Source organism: Planococcus sp. VCh962 (genome assembly GCF_057748275.1).
Map to the genome: position 1 here is coordinate 215404 of NZ_JBYLHS010000005.1, position 13105 is coordinate 228508.

Annotated in this window: 14 protein-coding genes and 1 pseudogene; 5 read left to right on the forward strand and 10 right to left on the reverse strand. The window is 43.3% G+C overall.

The features are described 5' to 3' along the window. Positions 1-72: 72 nt before the first annotated feature. From AC3AQ9_RS14875 to AC3AQ9_RS14895, 5 genes and pseudogenes are all read right to left on the reverse strand, one after another. Positions 73-939 (reverse strand): cation diffusion facilitator family transporter, encoded by an 867-nt coding sequence (locus AC3AQ9_RS14875; protein ID WP_488308268.1) that lies wholly within the window; start codon positions 937-939, stop codon positions 73-75. 250 nt (positions 940-1189) lie between these two features. Further along, positions 1190-1522: pseudogene (locus AC3AQ9_RS14880) on the reverse strand (hypothetical protein); the annotation flags it as partial. Positions 1523-1537: 15 nt separating this feature from the next. After that, positions 1538-1705: a hypothetical protein gene (locus AC3AQ9_RS14885; RefSeq protein WP_488308269.1), complete on the reverse strand. Its 168-nt coding sequence runs from the start codon at positions 1703-1705 to the stop codon at positions 1538-1540. A gap of 78 nt (positions 1706-1783) precedes the next feature. Next, positions 1784-2563, reverse strand: coding sequence for an ABC transporter permease (locus AC3AQ9_RS14890; RefSeq protein WP_488308270.1), 780 nt, complete (start codon positions 2561-2563; stop codon positions 1784-1786). Beyond that, positions 2556-3485: an ABC transporter ATP-binding protein gene (locus AC3AQ9_RS14895; RefSeq protein WP_488308271.1), complete on the reverse strand. Its 930-nt coding sequence runs from the start codon at positions 3483-3485 to the stop codon at positions 2556-2558. Before AC3AQ9_RS14895 ends, AC3AQ9_RS14890 begins: the two co-directional genes overlap by 8 nt. A gap of 184 nt (positions 3486-3669) precedes the next feature. On the opposite strand from AC3AQ9_RS14895, the gene AC3AQ9_RS14900 reads away from it, so the two are divergent. The 3 genes from AC3AQ9_RS14900 to AC3AQ9_RS14910 all read left to right on the forward strand — a co-directional run bounded on the left by AC3AQ9_RS14900 (position 3670) and on the right by AC3AQ9_RS14910 (position 6064). Continuing rightward, complete coding sequence (locus tag AC3AQ9_RS14900) at positions 3670-3939, forward strand: GNAT family N-acetyltransferase (RefSeq protein WP_488308272.1); 270 nt, start codon at positions 3670-3672, stop codon at positions 3937-3939. Positions 3940-4048: 109 nt separating this feature from the next. Further along, positions 4049-5314, forward strand: coding sequence for an erythromycin esterase family protein (locus AC3AQ9_RS14905; RefSeq protein WP_488308273.1), 1266 nt, complete (start codon positions 4049-4051; stop codon positions 5312-5314). A 54-nt stretch (positions 5315-5368) separates the two neighbouring features. After that, complete coding sequence (locus AC3AQ9_RS14910) at positions 5369-6064, forward strand: hypothetical protein (RefSeq protein ID WP_488308274.1); 696 nt, start codon at positions 5369-5371, stop codon at positions 6062-6064. A gap of 53 nt (positions 6065-6117) precedes the next feature. Here AC3AQ9_RS14910 and AC3AQ9_RS14915 read toward each other — a convergent pair whose 3' ends face one another. Continuing rightward, on the reverse strand, positions 6118-6798 hold the full coding sequence (locus AC3AQ9_RS14915) for a hypothetical protein (protein WP_488308275.1): 681 nt from the start codon (positions 6796-6798) through the stop codon (positions 6118-6120). Between the two features lie 134 nt (positions 6799-6932). Between AC3AQ9_RS14915 and yxiS the strand changes: the two genes are divergently transcribed. Then, entirely contained in the window at positions 6933-7232 is a 300-nt protein-coding gene (gene yxiS, locus AC3AQ9_RS14920; protein WP_488308276.1) for a protein YxiS, read from the forward strand. Between the two features lie 19 nt (positions 7233-7251). Here the strand turns inward: yxiS and AC3AQ9_RS14925 are convergent, their stop codons facing one another. The 4 genes from AC3AQ9_RS14925 to AC3AQ9_RS14940 all read right to left on the reverse strand — a co-directional run bounded on the left by AC3AQ9_RS14925 (position 7252) and on the right by AC3AQ9_RS14940 (position 10224). Then, positions 7252-7437 carry a hypothetical protein gene (locus AC3AQ9_RS14925; RefSeq protein ID WP_488308277.1) on the reverse strand — a complete coding sequence of 62 codons (186 nt, stop codon included), beginning with the start codon at positions 7435-7437 and terminating at the stop codon, positions 7252-7254. A gap of 117 nt (positions 7438-7554) precedes the next feature. Next, the gene (locus AC3AQ9_RS14930) at positions 7555-8505 is read right to left on the reverse strand and encodes an ATP-grasp domain-containing protein (protein ID WP_488308278.1); all 951 of its coding nucleotides are present in this window, start codon (positions 8503-8505) and stop codon (positions 7555-7557) included. Between the two features lie 11 nt (positions 8506-8516). Beyond that, positions 8517-9575 carry an LLM class flavin-dependent oxidoreductase gene (locus tag AC3AQ9_RS14935; protein WP_488308279.1) on the reverse strand — a complete coding sequence of 353 codons (1059 nt, stop codon included), beginning with the start codon at positions 9573-9575 and terminating at the stop codon, positions 8517-8519. A gap of 169 nt (positions 9576-9744) precedes the next feature. Continuing rightward, the gene (locus tag AC3AQ9_RS14940) at positions 9745-10224 is read right to left on the reverse strand and encodes a PaaI family thioesterase (protein WP_488308280.1); all 480 of its coding nucleotides are present in this window, start codon (positions 10222-10224) and stop codon (positions 9745-9747) included. 706 nt (positions 10225-10930) lie between these two features. On the opposite strand from AC3AQ9_RS14940, the gene pepF reads away from it, so the two are divergent. After that, the gene (gene pepF / locus AC3AQ9_RS14945) at positions 10931-12748 is read left to right on the forward strand and encodes an oligoendopeptidase F (RefSeq protein ID WP_488308281.1); all 1818 of its coding nucleotides are present in this window, start codon (positions 10931-10933) and stop codon (positions 12746-12748) included. Positions 12749-13105: the final 357 nt, after the last annotated feature.

Below are 13105 nucleotides of genomic sequence, written 5' to 3' on the forward strand. Positions count from 1 at the left end.
CTTCCTTTAAATTCAACATTCTGCACTTCTGCTTGTTTCTTACAGTAATTTCAATGGATTCAATAATAACCATCAGTTCGGCTCAACATGGACATGCACCTCAATGACATCATGTTCCTTCATCAGCACATGTTCCACGTCATTCGAAATATCGTGAGCCGCTCCTATTCCCAATTTGGAATTAACCAATATGATGACATCCACTACCGGATTGTTTCCGTACTTGCGTGCTTTTATATTTTTAATCCCTTTTACACCAGATACTGTGTAAATGGACTCTTTATAAACTTCCAGCTGATTTTCATCAAAGCCGTCTGTTAAATCGTGTGAGGCTTGCCTGAAAATATCCCATCCGGTTTTACATATCAATAGCCCTACCGCTAGAGCCGCAACAGGATCCAGCCATGGCAATCCAAGCTGAGAACCGAGAATCCCGATTACAGCTCCGATACTGACCAATGCATCGGACAAATTGTCTTTTGCTGCAGCCATCACGGATTGACTCTGGATTTTCAAAGCCAATTTCTTATTATATCTATATACTAAATAAATCACAGCAGCACTAAACAACCCGGTCCAGGCTGCAATCGGATCTGGTTCTTCCATTTGACGGAAAAACACTGATAATGTCGCATCGTACAAAACTTGAAGCCCCACTGCCACCATAACAAAAGCCGCAATCAAAGAAGCAACAGGTTCCGCTTTCCAATGGCCGTAGCGATGTTCTTTATCCGGTGGCCGCTGGGAAATTTTTAAACCGATCAAAACCGCTACTGAAGCAACAATATCAGTAGTGTTATTCAGTCCATCTGCTTTCAATGCTTCAGAACCCGCTATATGGCCGATTATTAATTTCAGTGCTGATAAAAAGAGGTAAACAGCAATGCTAAGGCGGGCTCCTCGCTCTCCCAGTTTCAAATCAAGGTATTTCTGCTCCATCTGATATCCCTCCAACAACCTTCCTAAAACAGCATACCAGAGGGCTATCGAGTGGGTCTACGGCAATGTTCTTTCCCCCATTAATGAAAATAGTTCTCCTAAAATAATGTTTCCTATGGGAAACAGATAGCCGTTCGAATCATAAAATGAAATAAATCCATGCTTCCGCTGGATTCTTTAATGGCTGCTAAACTATGAAACCTTGAAGTAAAATGAAAAAACCGCAAAGCTGCGGTTTTCATTTTACTTTTTATTTATCAGAAAGCTTTTCATATTCTTCATTGATTTTATCCATCGTTTGAGATAGCTGCTCTCCCCAAAGGTCGTTGGCTTCATTAAAGACGACAGTGCCGTCTGTGTCCAGCATCCCATATCCTCTATACGCTGCATCGCCGTTTTTCATATTGAGCAGTTCAACAATTTCCAGGTCAGGATCTGAGATGAAAGGAAGGCTTTCTCCGTATTCATCTTTCAGAGCTGTATACAATTGAAGCTGTTGTTCAGGTGTATCACCGCTAATGATATACGTATTAACATCCAAGCCCTTTAAAACTTCTATATTTTCATGCAACTGAACCAGTTGCTGTTGGCAATGACTTCAAGTATAGGTCGTGATAAAGAAAAAAAGAGCCGGTTTTTCCTGCGGGAACGTTACTTCTTGTCCATCTTGATCTAATAATGTAGTCGATCCGCTCATTTTATCGGTTCCGCAGCCTGAAATTACTGCAGCAGATATCAATAAAAGCAAAAGTAATTTGAATTTCATTTACAAACCTCTTCTCTTTATGGCCAAGCCATGCATTGGTTCAAGTATATCATCTTCACCTTTTTAATTCTCTACACGCTAGTGATGGTCTGCCCATAACCACCAGCAAAGCGTCGCTGCAAAACCAGCCAGGCCGGTTCCCATAACCGCCAGCAAACTGCCTAAAGGCAAAGCCAGTTCATCTCCTGCCACTCCGCTATACAAAGCCGGAACTGCCCAAGGGAAATAATGGCCATAACCGATGGCCGCAATGATTTGGGCCACCACAACCATAAAAATGACGAAACCGAGAGGAGCCAGATACCCTCTTCCATAGCAGGCAAAAAAAGCGGCGGGCGTACTTAAAGCTATAGTCAGCAGGGTGGTCATAAGCAGAACATATAAACCGTTGCCCAAGATATCAACGGACCAGCCAGGAAGCCCAATGAAAGCGCCGATTAAAATGCCCAATATCGTTACATGCACACTCAATAATAGCGCCGTGATAAAAACAGTTAAAAACTTTGCACTTACGATAATCGATCGATGATATGGAAGGGCCAATAAATCTTTTAAGGTTCGGTCTGCATATTCTCTCCCAAAAATCCAGCTGGTGACAAAACCAAAGACCAAAACGCCTCCGACAGCGATAATTTGCGCCAGCATACTGAAATAAGACGGCCAAGTTGCTTCACCTGCAATTTGAGCTTTATCTCCTACCAATCCGGCACGTTCGGCAAAATCAGGATTTTTCAATATGAACATAAAAAATCCGCCCATTAAAGGGGCAACAGTAAAAGCTGCAACAGTAATCCAAATCATTTTCGACTTGCGCACTTTCAGATTCTCAATGCGGAATGCTGTAAGTATATTATTCACTTTCCCCCTCTCCTTTCTTGCCAATCATCCGTAAGAAATAGGACTCGAGATTCTCTTCTTCCACCATTAATCGAGTCGGGGGACAATCTTTGCCGACAAGCAAACGGGCGATGTTTTCCGGATATTGGATAGCGGATTGATCGTAGCTTTCAATCAATCCCTCCTCGTTTATGAAGCAGCTGACACCCGCCTCCGATAAAACGGAAACTGCTAAGTTTTTTTTCCTGGCATCGAATAACAATCGCTGTTTCAAAAGCTGGCTCAGTTCGGCTGACTTCACTTCTTGCAGCAAACTACCTTTATGGATGATGCCGATTTTGGTAGCTATTTTTGCTACTTCCCCCAGCAGATGGCTTGAAATGAAAATCGTCTTTTTTTCATTCAACGCCAATTGCTGAAATAACTCCCGCAACTCCACTATGCCTGCCGGATCCAGTCCGTTGACCGGTTCATCCAAGATCAAGATATCGGGATTATGCACAAGAGCTTTAGCAATGCCGAGACGCTGGGCATTGCCTAAAGAAAGCTGTCTTGCTTTCTTATCTTTATAAATTGTCAATTGAAGCTGGTCCATCACCCGCAAAACAGCCATAGGGTCGGATATTCTGCGAAGCCGGAAGAATATATCCAGATTTTCTTTGACGGTCAATTCCGGGTAAGCATAGGGCGTTTCCACTATATAGCCCACTTTTTCCCATAAACTGAAGTTCGATAATTTAACTTGCTCTCCGCTGAGAAAACAGCGGCCGTGTGTCGGCCGGATCATTCCAAGCAGCATTCGGATAGTTGTTGTCTTTCCCGATCCATTCAGCCCGATAAAGCCATAAATTTCCCCTTTGGCTACTTCTAAAGAAACATTATCTACCGCCTTAATTTTTTGATAATGCTTTGATAAATTCTCCGTCTGAATGATTTTCTCCATAAGCCACCTCTTTCATCATTCAAAACTTGGAAATCTTCTATTTGAATTGAGGGCTTTATGGACATATTATGATCTCATTAGTAAGAAAATTCAATTTATCTTTCACCGATTCACCGCACATTGAATATCTTGCCTAAAAACGGGAATACAGAAAAGGAACTTTAAAATCAAAGGAGGCAGCTGCATGGATATCAAACATGAAAACGATCGGTTCGTAGTGATGGAAGACTCAGAAGAACTTGGGTTCATCTCTTATGTTCCAAGCGGAGATGTATTGACCGTGGACCATACCGAAGTTTCACCTCAATTAAAAGGCCAAGGCGTAGGAAAAAAACTGGTAGAGCGGGTTGTCCAGTACGCCCGTGAAGAAGGCAAAACCATCGATGCCCAATGCCCGTTTGCCAGCGCCGTTATTGAAAAAAATCCGGAATTCCAGGATATCCTGGCAAGATAGTTCAGCATCCGCGAAAGCGGGTGTTTTTATTTTGCTCGCCGTCCTGTTTTCAGACGGCTCAGTACGGGAACAATAGCAATAAGCAATTGAACAGAAGGGGGTTTTTTAAGTGGAACAATCACTTGAGGAGGCAGTGAAAATACACGCTCGTCCCTTTGATTCAGCAAAAGATCTTTCTTCAATTATTGAAGCAATCGGAGATGCGAAAATTGTCATGCTTGGTGAAGCAAGCCACGGAACGTCGGAATTTTACACGGTCAGAGCTGAATTATCCAAACGCTTGATCCAGGAAAAAGGCTTTTCAATTATCGCAGTTGAGGGAGATTGGCCATCAGCTCAGCAAGTAAACCGCTATATTAAAGGCTATGGAAATACCGGAAAAACACCTCATGAAGTCTTGCAAGCTTTTACCCGCTGGCCGACCTGGATGTGGGCTAACGAAGAAATCGCCGATTTTATCAGCTGGTTAAAAGAACATAATGCCCAAAGCGCCCACAAAACCGGATTTTACGGAATCGACATTTATAGTTTATGGGAGTCTATGGACGAAGTTGTCCATTACTTGACCCATACCAATCCTGCTGGCGGTGATTTGGAGCTGGCAAAAAAAGCATTTTCCTGTTTCGAACCATTCAATCGTGAACCGGAAGGCTATGCCATTTCATCTGCTAATTTCTCAACCCTCTGCATTGATGAAGTCACTAAACTGCTGTCTTCCATCCGAGCTAACGAGGACCATTACCGCGATGATCAAGAAAGCGATTTGAATCTAAAAATCAATGCGTTGGTCACAAAAAATGCGGAGGATTATTACCGGGCAATGGTAAAGAGCGGCGAAGTCTCTTGGAATATCCGTGATGAGCATATGGTGGAAGCGATCAATGAAGTCCGTGATTATCATGGAAAAGACGCCAAAATCATTATTTGGGAACATAACACACATATCGGGGATGCCCGGGCAACGGATATGAAAAATGACGGCATGCTGAATGTCGGGCAAGTTCTCCGTGAACAAAACCGGCCGGAAGATGTTTTTGCGATAGGGTTTGGCACATATGAAGGAACGGTAATCGCATCGGAAGCGTGGGGTGTTCCGTATGCCGTGATGAATGTGCCTCCTGCCCGCGTTAATTCATGGGAGGACATTCTGCATCGCACCGGTGCTCACAATAAATATCTCATTTTTGATACCGGAAATTTTTCTTTATTTGATCGCTGGACGGGTCACCGGGCTATTGGAGTGGTCTATAATCCTAAATATGAAGCACGCGGCAATTATGTGCCATCAAGAATTTCCAGCCGCTACGACGCCTTTATATTTATTGACCGGACTAAGGCACTGGCTCCTTTAGAAGTTAAAAACCCTATTCTTTAAATAAAAATTGATGAAGTCAACAGCGTAGCAATAAACGAAAGGAGCCAAATAGCGATGAAAAAAACTATGGTTCTCTTATTGTTTGCTGCAGCCGCCATTCTATTGATGCTATTCAGTTTCCAAAACGACATAGGAACCTCTTGGGACAAACTTCTTAAAGAAAGTGGGCAATCTGAAAAATCAATTCCAGCTGCTGGACAGAATGTCCAGGCAGAAGAAAAAGCAGCAATCGCAGAAATGTTTGAGGCGGAAAAAGAAGTGGTCATTCATATTGAAGGCATGGAAGAGAAAGTGAAAATGCAGTTGAACAAAGGAAAAAATGAAGACTATGTGATTTACATCGATGAAGAACGCTACAAAATGATTAAACACGAAGGTGATGAACCGGATGTCATTACAACAAAAGAGCTACTGCCTGAACAATACCCGGAAGTGTCGATGACAATTGAACAAATACCGGATATTGAACCGGATACTTTGGTGGACCAAGTTGAAGCCGAGTTAAAAGAAGAATTTCCAGACCTTCGGGAAGTAGAACAAGTTACTGAACCTGTGGAAGGCTATCAGCTTCATGGCATTGCAAACGGCGGTCAGAAATGGGATGACCCGGTCGTCCATGCATATGTCATCAGCAATGGCCAATCCGGCAGTTTCGTCATTACAGAACGTTACTTTCTTGAAGCTGCCGAAGGACACGGTGCCCGGTTCTACGCAATGCTAAAAGAATTCCATATTGTGGAGCCTGAATAACTTAAACAAAAAAGATGGCTGGGAGCTATGCTCCGGCCATCTTTTTTCGCTTATTAAATTTCATTGTCCGTGCTATTGATGGAATACAAGTAATTCCAGCTATCCGATTTGTATAAAGCATGAAACGTCAATTTATTTCCCGTGCCTAGCGTTATCATGTCCTGTTCAATAGCCACGACCATTGCTGTGGATCCATTGTCCAAGTTCAAGTACACATCTCCAATAGAAGGTTTGATCGCATTTTCTTCTCTCAGCTTATCTTCCAGCTGAGCATCTTCTTCTAGCTGAGCCGGCGAAACTTTTGACTTGTCCAGATAAGTGATATCATTGCTTCCCTCTTCTTCCCCGGGAACCATTACGAAAAACTCTTTCGCTTTTACTGTATTTTGGCGGGTTGTTACAACATCTCGCCCTTCCACCGATTCAACTTTCTCAAATTCGTTCAGTGAATAATGATCCATATAATCCGGATCAGGCTTTACAATAAGGATATAGCCGCCTGGCTCTGCCGGAATATCACCCCGGAGTGTGTACCTGGCTCCTAGGAACAGGAACGAATCCAGGTGTTTCGGTTTGTGGTAGGTGATATCTTCCGCTTTGCTTGCGACTTGCTCCATGTCCTTTATCCGGAACATCAGTACAGATTGCCTTGCTAATGGCTTCACTGAGTAGACTTTATGAAGTTCATTATTAAAATAAACAAGCTGTCCCTTTCTCACCTGAAGTAATTTCATTTTTTAACCTCCGATACTATCATTGCTTCTGGATTCATTCTAGAGGAAAAAACAAGAGAAGTCCACGCATCCACTCGAATTGTCTAGTTCAATATGGTATAACGGAAAAAGAAACCTGTAAAGGAAGTGCTCGCATGGAATTTGAAAACCGCGATGAATATATTATCAAAAAGTACCAGCAAGATGAGAATACCATGATCCAGCTTTTCGTCCACTGGTGCCTCAACCACCAATTGGACCCTCTTTCGCTCTACACACGCGCCTATCCTTATCAGGAAAAAAACGACGCCCTTTTGAAGGCGGCAGAAGAAGCGGCTGCCGAACCCGAAGAAATTGAAATTAGCACCGGTACTTTGCTGGAAATCTTACAGATGTTCGGCAATGACGATCTCGCTTTTGTGGTATCCGAAGAAATTGAAAAAAGTAAAGATTGAGTGCAACCGGCTCCCATCTTTACTTTTTTCTTTTTCGAAGTTCTTTGGCTTTCATTTCAATATAGCTGGTACGCAAGTTTTCGTAGCGGTTAGACGCTACATTGCTGTAGATTTTATCGAACTTCGAGTCATCTTTAGCGGGTTCAATCGCTTCTGTTTCGGTTTCTTCGTTTTTCAATTGCTCTTCTTTCCGTTCATTTTCCATACTCCATCCCCTCGTTCCTTTTGCACTGGTATTGTCATTAATTTTTTCCCTTAAGCTTGCAGTCTTAAACGCCAATAAAAATGGACATCACTGATCATTCGTGATGTCCATATTATTTTATGCAGTTACTTTTGCGCCTTTTAATTGTTTGCCTAGGAATTTTGCCAATTCCAGCATGCCATACGTTCCATAAGCCGCTTCGGCATCGGAATTATAATTGGTATTCGTGTTTACATCATAAGTGAAAACTTCACCATCCGCATTGCGAATAAATTCAATCCCTGCCACTGCGATATTGTTGTGGCGAAGAAATTCTTCGTATTTCAAAATGATCGAATCATCAAATCCTTTAACCACTTGGAATTTCGGTTTTTCTTCCACTTGTTCACCGACCGGGCAGAACAAGTCATCAATGCGGCAAGCATCTGCAGGGCAAAGTTCAAAGCCTTCAGAAGTATCGACCTGCACTGCGTAAACGAATTTTCCGCCGACAAATTCGCAGCGCGTGATAAACGGTTCCGGCGCTTGAATATACTGTTGGACCAGCGTAATGCCATCGATTGATGGTTCAAAACCACCGCCGTTTAAGTATTCATGCAAAGCTTCCATGGAATGGAATAATTGCACGCCCAGCCCTTTTCCAGCGCGATTGTGTTTGATGATGAAAGACGATTCACCCAGTTTTTCCGCTGCTTTCACGATTTGTTCCTTGCCGTTGGCTGCAATCGTTTTAGGCGTGCGGATGCCTGCAGCATTCAAAGCCATATACTGGTTCACTTTACTGACTTCAAGGCGCAGCGCACGGCTGCCGTTAAAGACTTTGCGGCCATGATGCTCCAGCCAGACAAGTAGCGATTCCGCAAGTTCCGGTGCGTAGCGATGACCTCTTGTATGGGAAGAAGCACTCATTCGGCTATAGAACACACCTTCCGGCGGAGCTTCGTTCAAGTCAACAAGCCCTTCGTTGATAAACCAGTTTTCATAGGGCAATTCCAATTCATCCAGACGTTTGAAAAGGTGGGTGGTCCATTCTTCGTTTTCATGAATTACATATATTTTTTCAGTCATATGGGTTCCTCCTAGTTGGAAAGTGTTTCGATGGTTTTTCGTTTTTCTTCCACCAGCAGCATCACTTTTTGTGAAAAGCGTTCCATCTCTTCCAGTTGCGGCGAGAATTGCAGCAGCAATAAATCCAGTCCAGCTTCTTCATAAGCAAGAATGCGGTCTGCAATCTGCTCTGGCGTGCCAATCAAATCCGGGCGCAACCCGCGATTTGAAACCGAATAGTCCTCCAGTTTCACTTGCTGCTCCAATTGCGATTTTGAGACAAAGTCATTGTAGCCGACATAGCCGCTGGCATCTTTCATATCTACGATGCGGGCATATTCCGCTTTCACTTCTTCCTCTGTATCACGGCATACTACATAAGCAGCCATTCCAAACGATTTCAGCGGAGCTTTTCCTGCTTCTGCCCGCAGTTTCTTCATGTCTTCGATTTTCGTTTTGATTTCTTCAACGGTACCGCCATGCATTACATATGCATCACACGATTCAACAATCGATTTTTTGCCTCTCGGGCTTTCCCCTCCTGCATATAAAATCGGGTTGGGCTTTCGGACCGGTTTTGGTTCTAAGCGGGCGTTTTGGATATCGTAATACTTTCCTTTAAACGAAAATTCCTTTTCAGACCACATGCCTTTGACGACTTGCAGGAATTCGTCTGTCCGGTCATAGCGCTCATCATGCTCTGTAAACTCGCCGCCGTATTGGCGCGCTTCTTCTGCCCACCAAGCGGAAACGACATTTAGAGTAAAGCGGCCATTGGAAATTTGATCAATGTTAGCGGCCATTTTTGCAGTAACAGCGGGATTATGGAAGGCGGGGCGAATTGCCGTCATGATTTCGATTTTTTCTGTTACAGCAGCGAGTGCCGCAGCAGTAGACCAAGCCTCAAGCGAATCGGCTTCCATCCCTTTTATATCATTCAAATTCAATTCAGCGATCAATGTAGTATCGTATCCCCATTTTTCAGCTGACTGAACCACTTGTTTTGCATAGTCAAATGTTGCCGGCATCTGTTCATCTTCTACGTTGCGCAGCCATCCACCGAAAATCGGCAGCCAAAAGCCATATCTCATCTTTATTCGCTCCCTTTATCTATGAAGTTCTAATCATTAAAACTTTCAATTTATTCAAATGAACTTCTTGATTATACTATAAACCTATGTATTCTTACCAGTAAACTAGGTTATAGAATTTAGTTGCAGTAAGATGGAAAAGCGGAGATTTTTTTGGCTGCTTACCTAGCTATTTTGAAAACGATTCTGGCATGACAACCGCCTTTACTTCCCCTGTTGCACAAAGTGTTTCATCAGCGAACACTTCTACCGTCACTTTAAACTTCTTCCGATGTATTTCTTCTACCATTCCGACTGCTTTTAAAACTACCCCCTCAGGAGTCGGTTTTAAAAAATCCACATGTAAAGAAGCTGTTACAAAACGCGGCGGTTCTTCTCCACTGCCAGGTTCAAAACCATTTTTCCGGTGTAAAGCAAGCGAAGCGGAACCTGTTCCATGGCAATCGATCAGAGAAGCAATCAAACCTCCATAAACAAAGCCCGGTATCGCCTTATGGGCAGGGTCCGGTTTGTATAAAGTAACCGTTTCTTCTCCATCCCACCTTGTCCGGAAATGAAGTCCTTCTTTGTTCAGACGGCCGCAGCCGTAGCACCAGGCAAATTCTTCCGGGTAATCATCTTGTATGGCATTCATAATTGCTTCGTTCATGTAAGTCCCTCTTTTCTATGTAGTTATTAAGTTTAGCTGTCTTGTTGTAGTTTATCATATAGATTCAAGAATATAAAAACTATTCAGATTTCCATTCTTTTTTACAACTCTAAAAATAAAAAGGAAAAAGCATGATCCTTTTCATCAGATCATGCTTTTCCTTTTTCTGTCCCTCAATAAACCCTAGAGGGATTTCGCACGCGGAAAATTTTTATTCAATTCCTTCTACAACTCGTTGATGCTCTGACGAATTCTTAACTCTCGCCAATGCAATTTGTTGCGCTAACTGTCATTTGCCATTAAGGCTGGTGCTTCGCATCTACATCTCAGCGAATTTTTGTTTCTGCAGTTAGACGTTTAGGTGCACTTCCACAAAAAACTTACTTTTTTTACTGATTTGATACACTTCTTTTGGAGAGAAACCATCGGTATTATCGGTCTCTGACAAGAGTAACTATCGCCAGTAAAGCAAAATTTTCCGCCAAGGCTGTGCAATTCATCGTCTGGCTGCGTTCATAAACTTACTTCGTTTATACGCATTTCCCTACGTTAGTTCCGCCTTGTACTATATATATTCCACCAGCTTTTATTCTTAAACCTATTTTTTTAATTTTTTTAAATTTATTTTTTATTTATTTTTACTTTTTTCATTTCGGTCTATATACTAGGTATTAGTTCGATTACCGTAATAAAAAGGAGAGATACAATGGCCAAAAGTTTACCGCTGCGTTCAGAAGTGCCTGTAGATGAGACATGGGATTTAGAGAGCCTGTTTGCCTCTGACCAAGATTTCAATGAAGCTTTGGAAAGTCTTGAGCAGGAAGTTGCTGTTTTTCAGGAACAGTATAACGGAAACATCCAAGATACAGCGTCGGTCATTGAAGTGCTGACAGCTTATTTGACGCTTCTGGAAAAGCTGGTGCCCATCAGTACATATGCAAGTTTATCTTTAAGCACCGACCAGACGAACGACGCAGCACAAATGCGTTCCAGCAAATACAGCTCTGCAGCTGCGAAAATCAGCAGCCATTTGTCATTTGTCACCAGCGAACTTTTGGAGCTGCCGGAAGAAACACTGAAAGCTGCCATGGAACAATCGTCCGATTTCGAAGTCTATTTGAATAAGTTGATCCGTAAAAAACCTCATCAGCTTCATCCGAAAGTGGAAAAAACTTTGGCTGCCTATTCTTCTACATTCAGTGCGCCTTATGGATTGTATAATACTACCAAAATGGTCGATATGGCCTTTGAAGATTTTGAAGTGAACGGCAAACCTTACCCGCTCAGCTATGTATCGTTTGAAGGGGACTGGGAAGCAGAACCTGATGCGGAGCTTCGCCGGACCGCATTCACTGCTTTTTCGAATAAATTAAAAGAATACCAGCATACAACTGCAAAAACTTATGACATGCAGCTGCAAATGGAAAAAACAACATCCGACTTGCGCGGTTATGAAACGATTTTCGATTACTTATTATTTAACCAAGAAGTGGATCGTTCGCTGTACAACCGTCAAATCGACTTGATCATGAAAGAACTGGCTCCGCATATGCGAAAATATGCGAAATTGCTCCAAAAAGCCCACGGTCTTGAAAAAATGACGTTTGCTGATTTGAAAATTTCGCTGGATCCTTCTTATGAACCGGAAATCACAGTCGAGGAATCGAAAAAATACATCAACGAAGCACTTGGCATCATGGGTGATGATTACCTGGAGATGGTGGAGCGCTCGTATTCGGAACGCTGGATTGACTTTGCCCAAAACACAGGGAAATCCACGGGAGCTTTTTGTGCAAGCCCATATGGCAACCATCCGTATATCCTGATTTCCTGGACCGGCCGCATGAATGAAGTGTTTGTATTGGCTCATGAACTTGGCCATGCCGGACATTTCTACAATGCCAACCGTGAACAAAATCTATTCAATGCGCGTCCATCCCTTTACTTTATCGAAGCTCCGTCAACGATGAACGAAATGCTGGTAGCAAACCACCTGCTTCAAAATTCCGAAGATCCGAAATTTAAACGCTGGGTGATTTCATCCATCGTAGCCAGAACCTATTACCATAACTTTGTCACGCATTTGCTGGAAGCGGCTTATCAACGGAAAGTATACGAACGCATCGACGCCGGACAAAGCGTCAATGCAGGAGTATTAAATGCCCTCAAGCGAGGCGTTCTGGAAGAATTCTGGGGAGACGCAGTGGAAATCACGCCAGGTGCCGAACTGACATGGATGCGCCAGCCTCATTATTATATGGGCCTGTATCCATACACTTACAGTGCAGGACTTACGATTTCCACACAAGTTTCAAAGCGAATTTTAAACGAAGGACAGCCTGCGGTTGACGAGTGGCTCGAAGTATTGAAAGCCGGAGGCACAAAAACGCCGGTCGAACTTTCAAAAATGGCCGGAGTCGATATTACAACTGAAGAGCCTTTGCGCGATACGATTGCCTATATCGGCGAATTGATCGATGAACTGGTTGCTTTAACAGAAGAAATTGAAGAAGTAACAAAATAAAAAATGGAGGGGCACCGTCAGGGTGCTCCTCCATTTTTTTATTTATAGGCTGTCAAGAAACTCATATGTTATCTTTCATTGTGCTCCAGGACGGACGCTTTCCGTGGGGTGTGGCCTGAGCCTCCTCGCTCGCTGGCGCTCCCTGTGGGGTCTCAGGACTCACACTATTCCCACAGGAGTCGCCGCCTTCCACTGCATTCAGCTCGCTTTTATCACTTTTAGAGACGCTCTAAAAGTGTGACGGTTTAAGAAAACCTCCTCTTGTTTGGTTCTGCTCTCCAGATATGGAGCCAAACAGCGGAGACGCCTGCGGGAAAGCGAGACAGCCGAGACCCCGCAAGACGCGAAGCGGCTGAG

Coding starts and splice junctions, on each gene's coding strand:
- AC3AQ9_RS14930 (WP_488308278.1), bottom strand. CDS start 8,505: ATGACTGAAAAAATATATGTAATTCATGAAAACGAAGAATGGACCACC.
- AC3AQ9_RS14940 (WP_488308280.1), bottom strand. CDS start 10,224: ATGAACGAAGCAATTATGAATGCCATACAAGATGATTACCCGGAAGAA.
- AC3AQ9_RS14910 (WP_488308274.1), top strand. CDS start 5,369: ATGAAAAAAACTATGGTTCTCTTATTGTTTGCTGCAGCCGCCATTCTA.
- AC3AQ9_RS14895 (WP_488308271.1), bottom strand. CDS start 3,485: ATGGAGAAAATCATTCAGACGGAGAATTTATCAAAGCATTATCAAAAA.
- AC3AQ9_RS14915 (WP_488308275.1), bottom strand. CDS start 6,798: ATGAAATTACTTCAGGTGAGAAAGGGACAGCTTGTTTATTTTAATAAT.
- AC3AQ9_RS14875 (WP_488308268.1), bottom strand. CDS start 939: ATGGAGCAGAAATACCTTGATTTGAAACTGGGAGAGCGAGGAGCCCGC.
- AC3AQ9_RS14935 (WP_488308279.1), bottom strand. CDS start 9,575: ATGAGATATGGCTTTTGGCTGCCGATTTTCGGTGGATGGCTGCGCAAC.
- AC3AQ9_RS14925 (WP_488308277.1), bottom strand. CDS start 7,437: ATGGAAAATGAACGGAAAGAAGAGCAATTGAAAAACGAAGAAACCGAA.
- AC3AQ9_RS14885 (WP_488308269.1), bottom strand. CDS start 1,705: ATGAAATTCAAATTACTTTTGCTTTTATTGATATCTGCTGCAGTAATT.
- pepF (WP_488308281.1), top strand. CDS start 10,931: ATGGCCAAAAGTTTACCGCTGCGTTCAGAAGTGCCTGTAGATGAGACA.
- yxiS (WP_488308276.1), top strand. CDS start 6,933: ATGGAATTTGAAAACCGCGATGAATATATTATCAAAAAGTACCAGCAA.
- AC3AQ9_RS14900 (WP_488308272.1), top strand. CDS start 3,670: ATGGATATCAAACATGAAAACGATCGGTTCGTAGTGATGGAAGACTCA.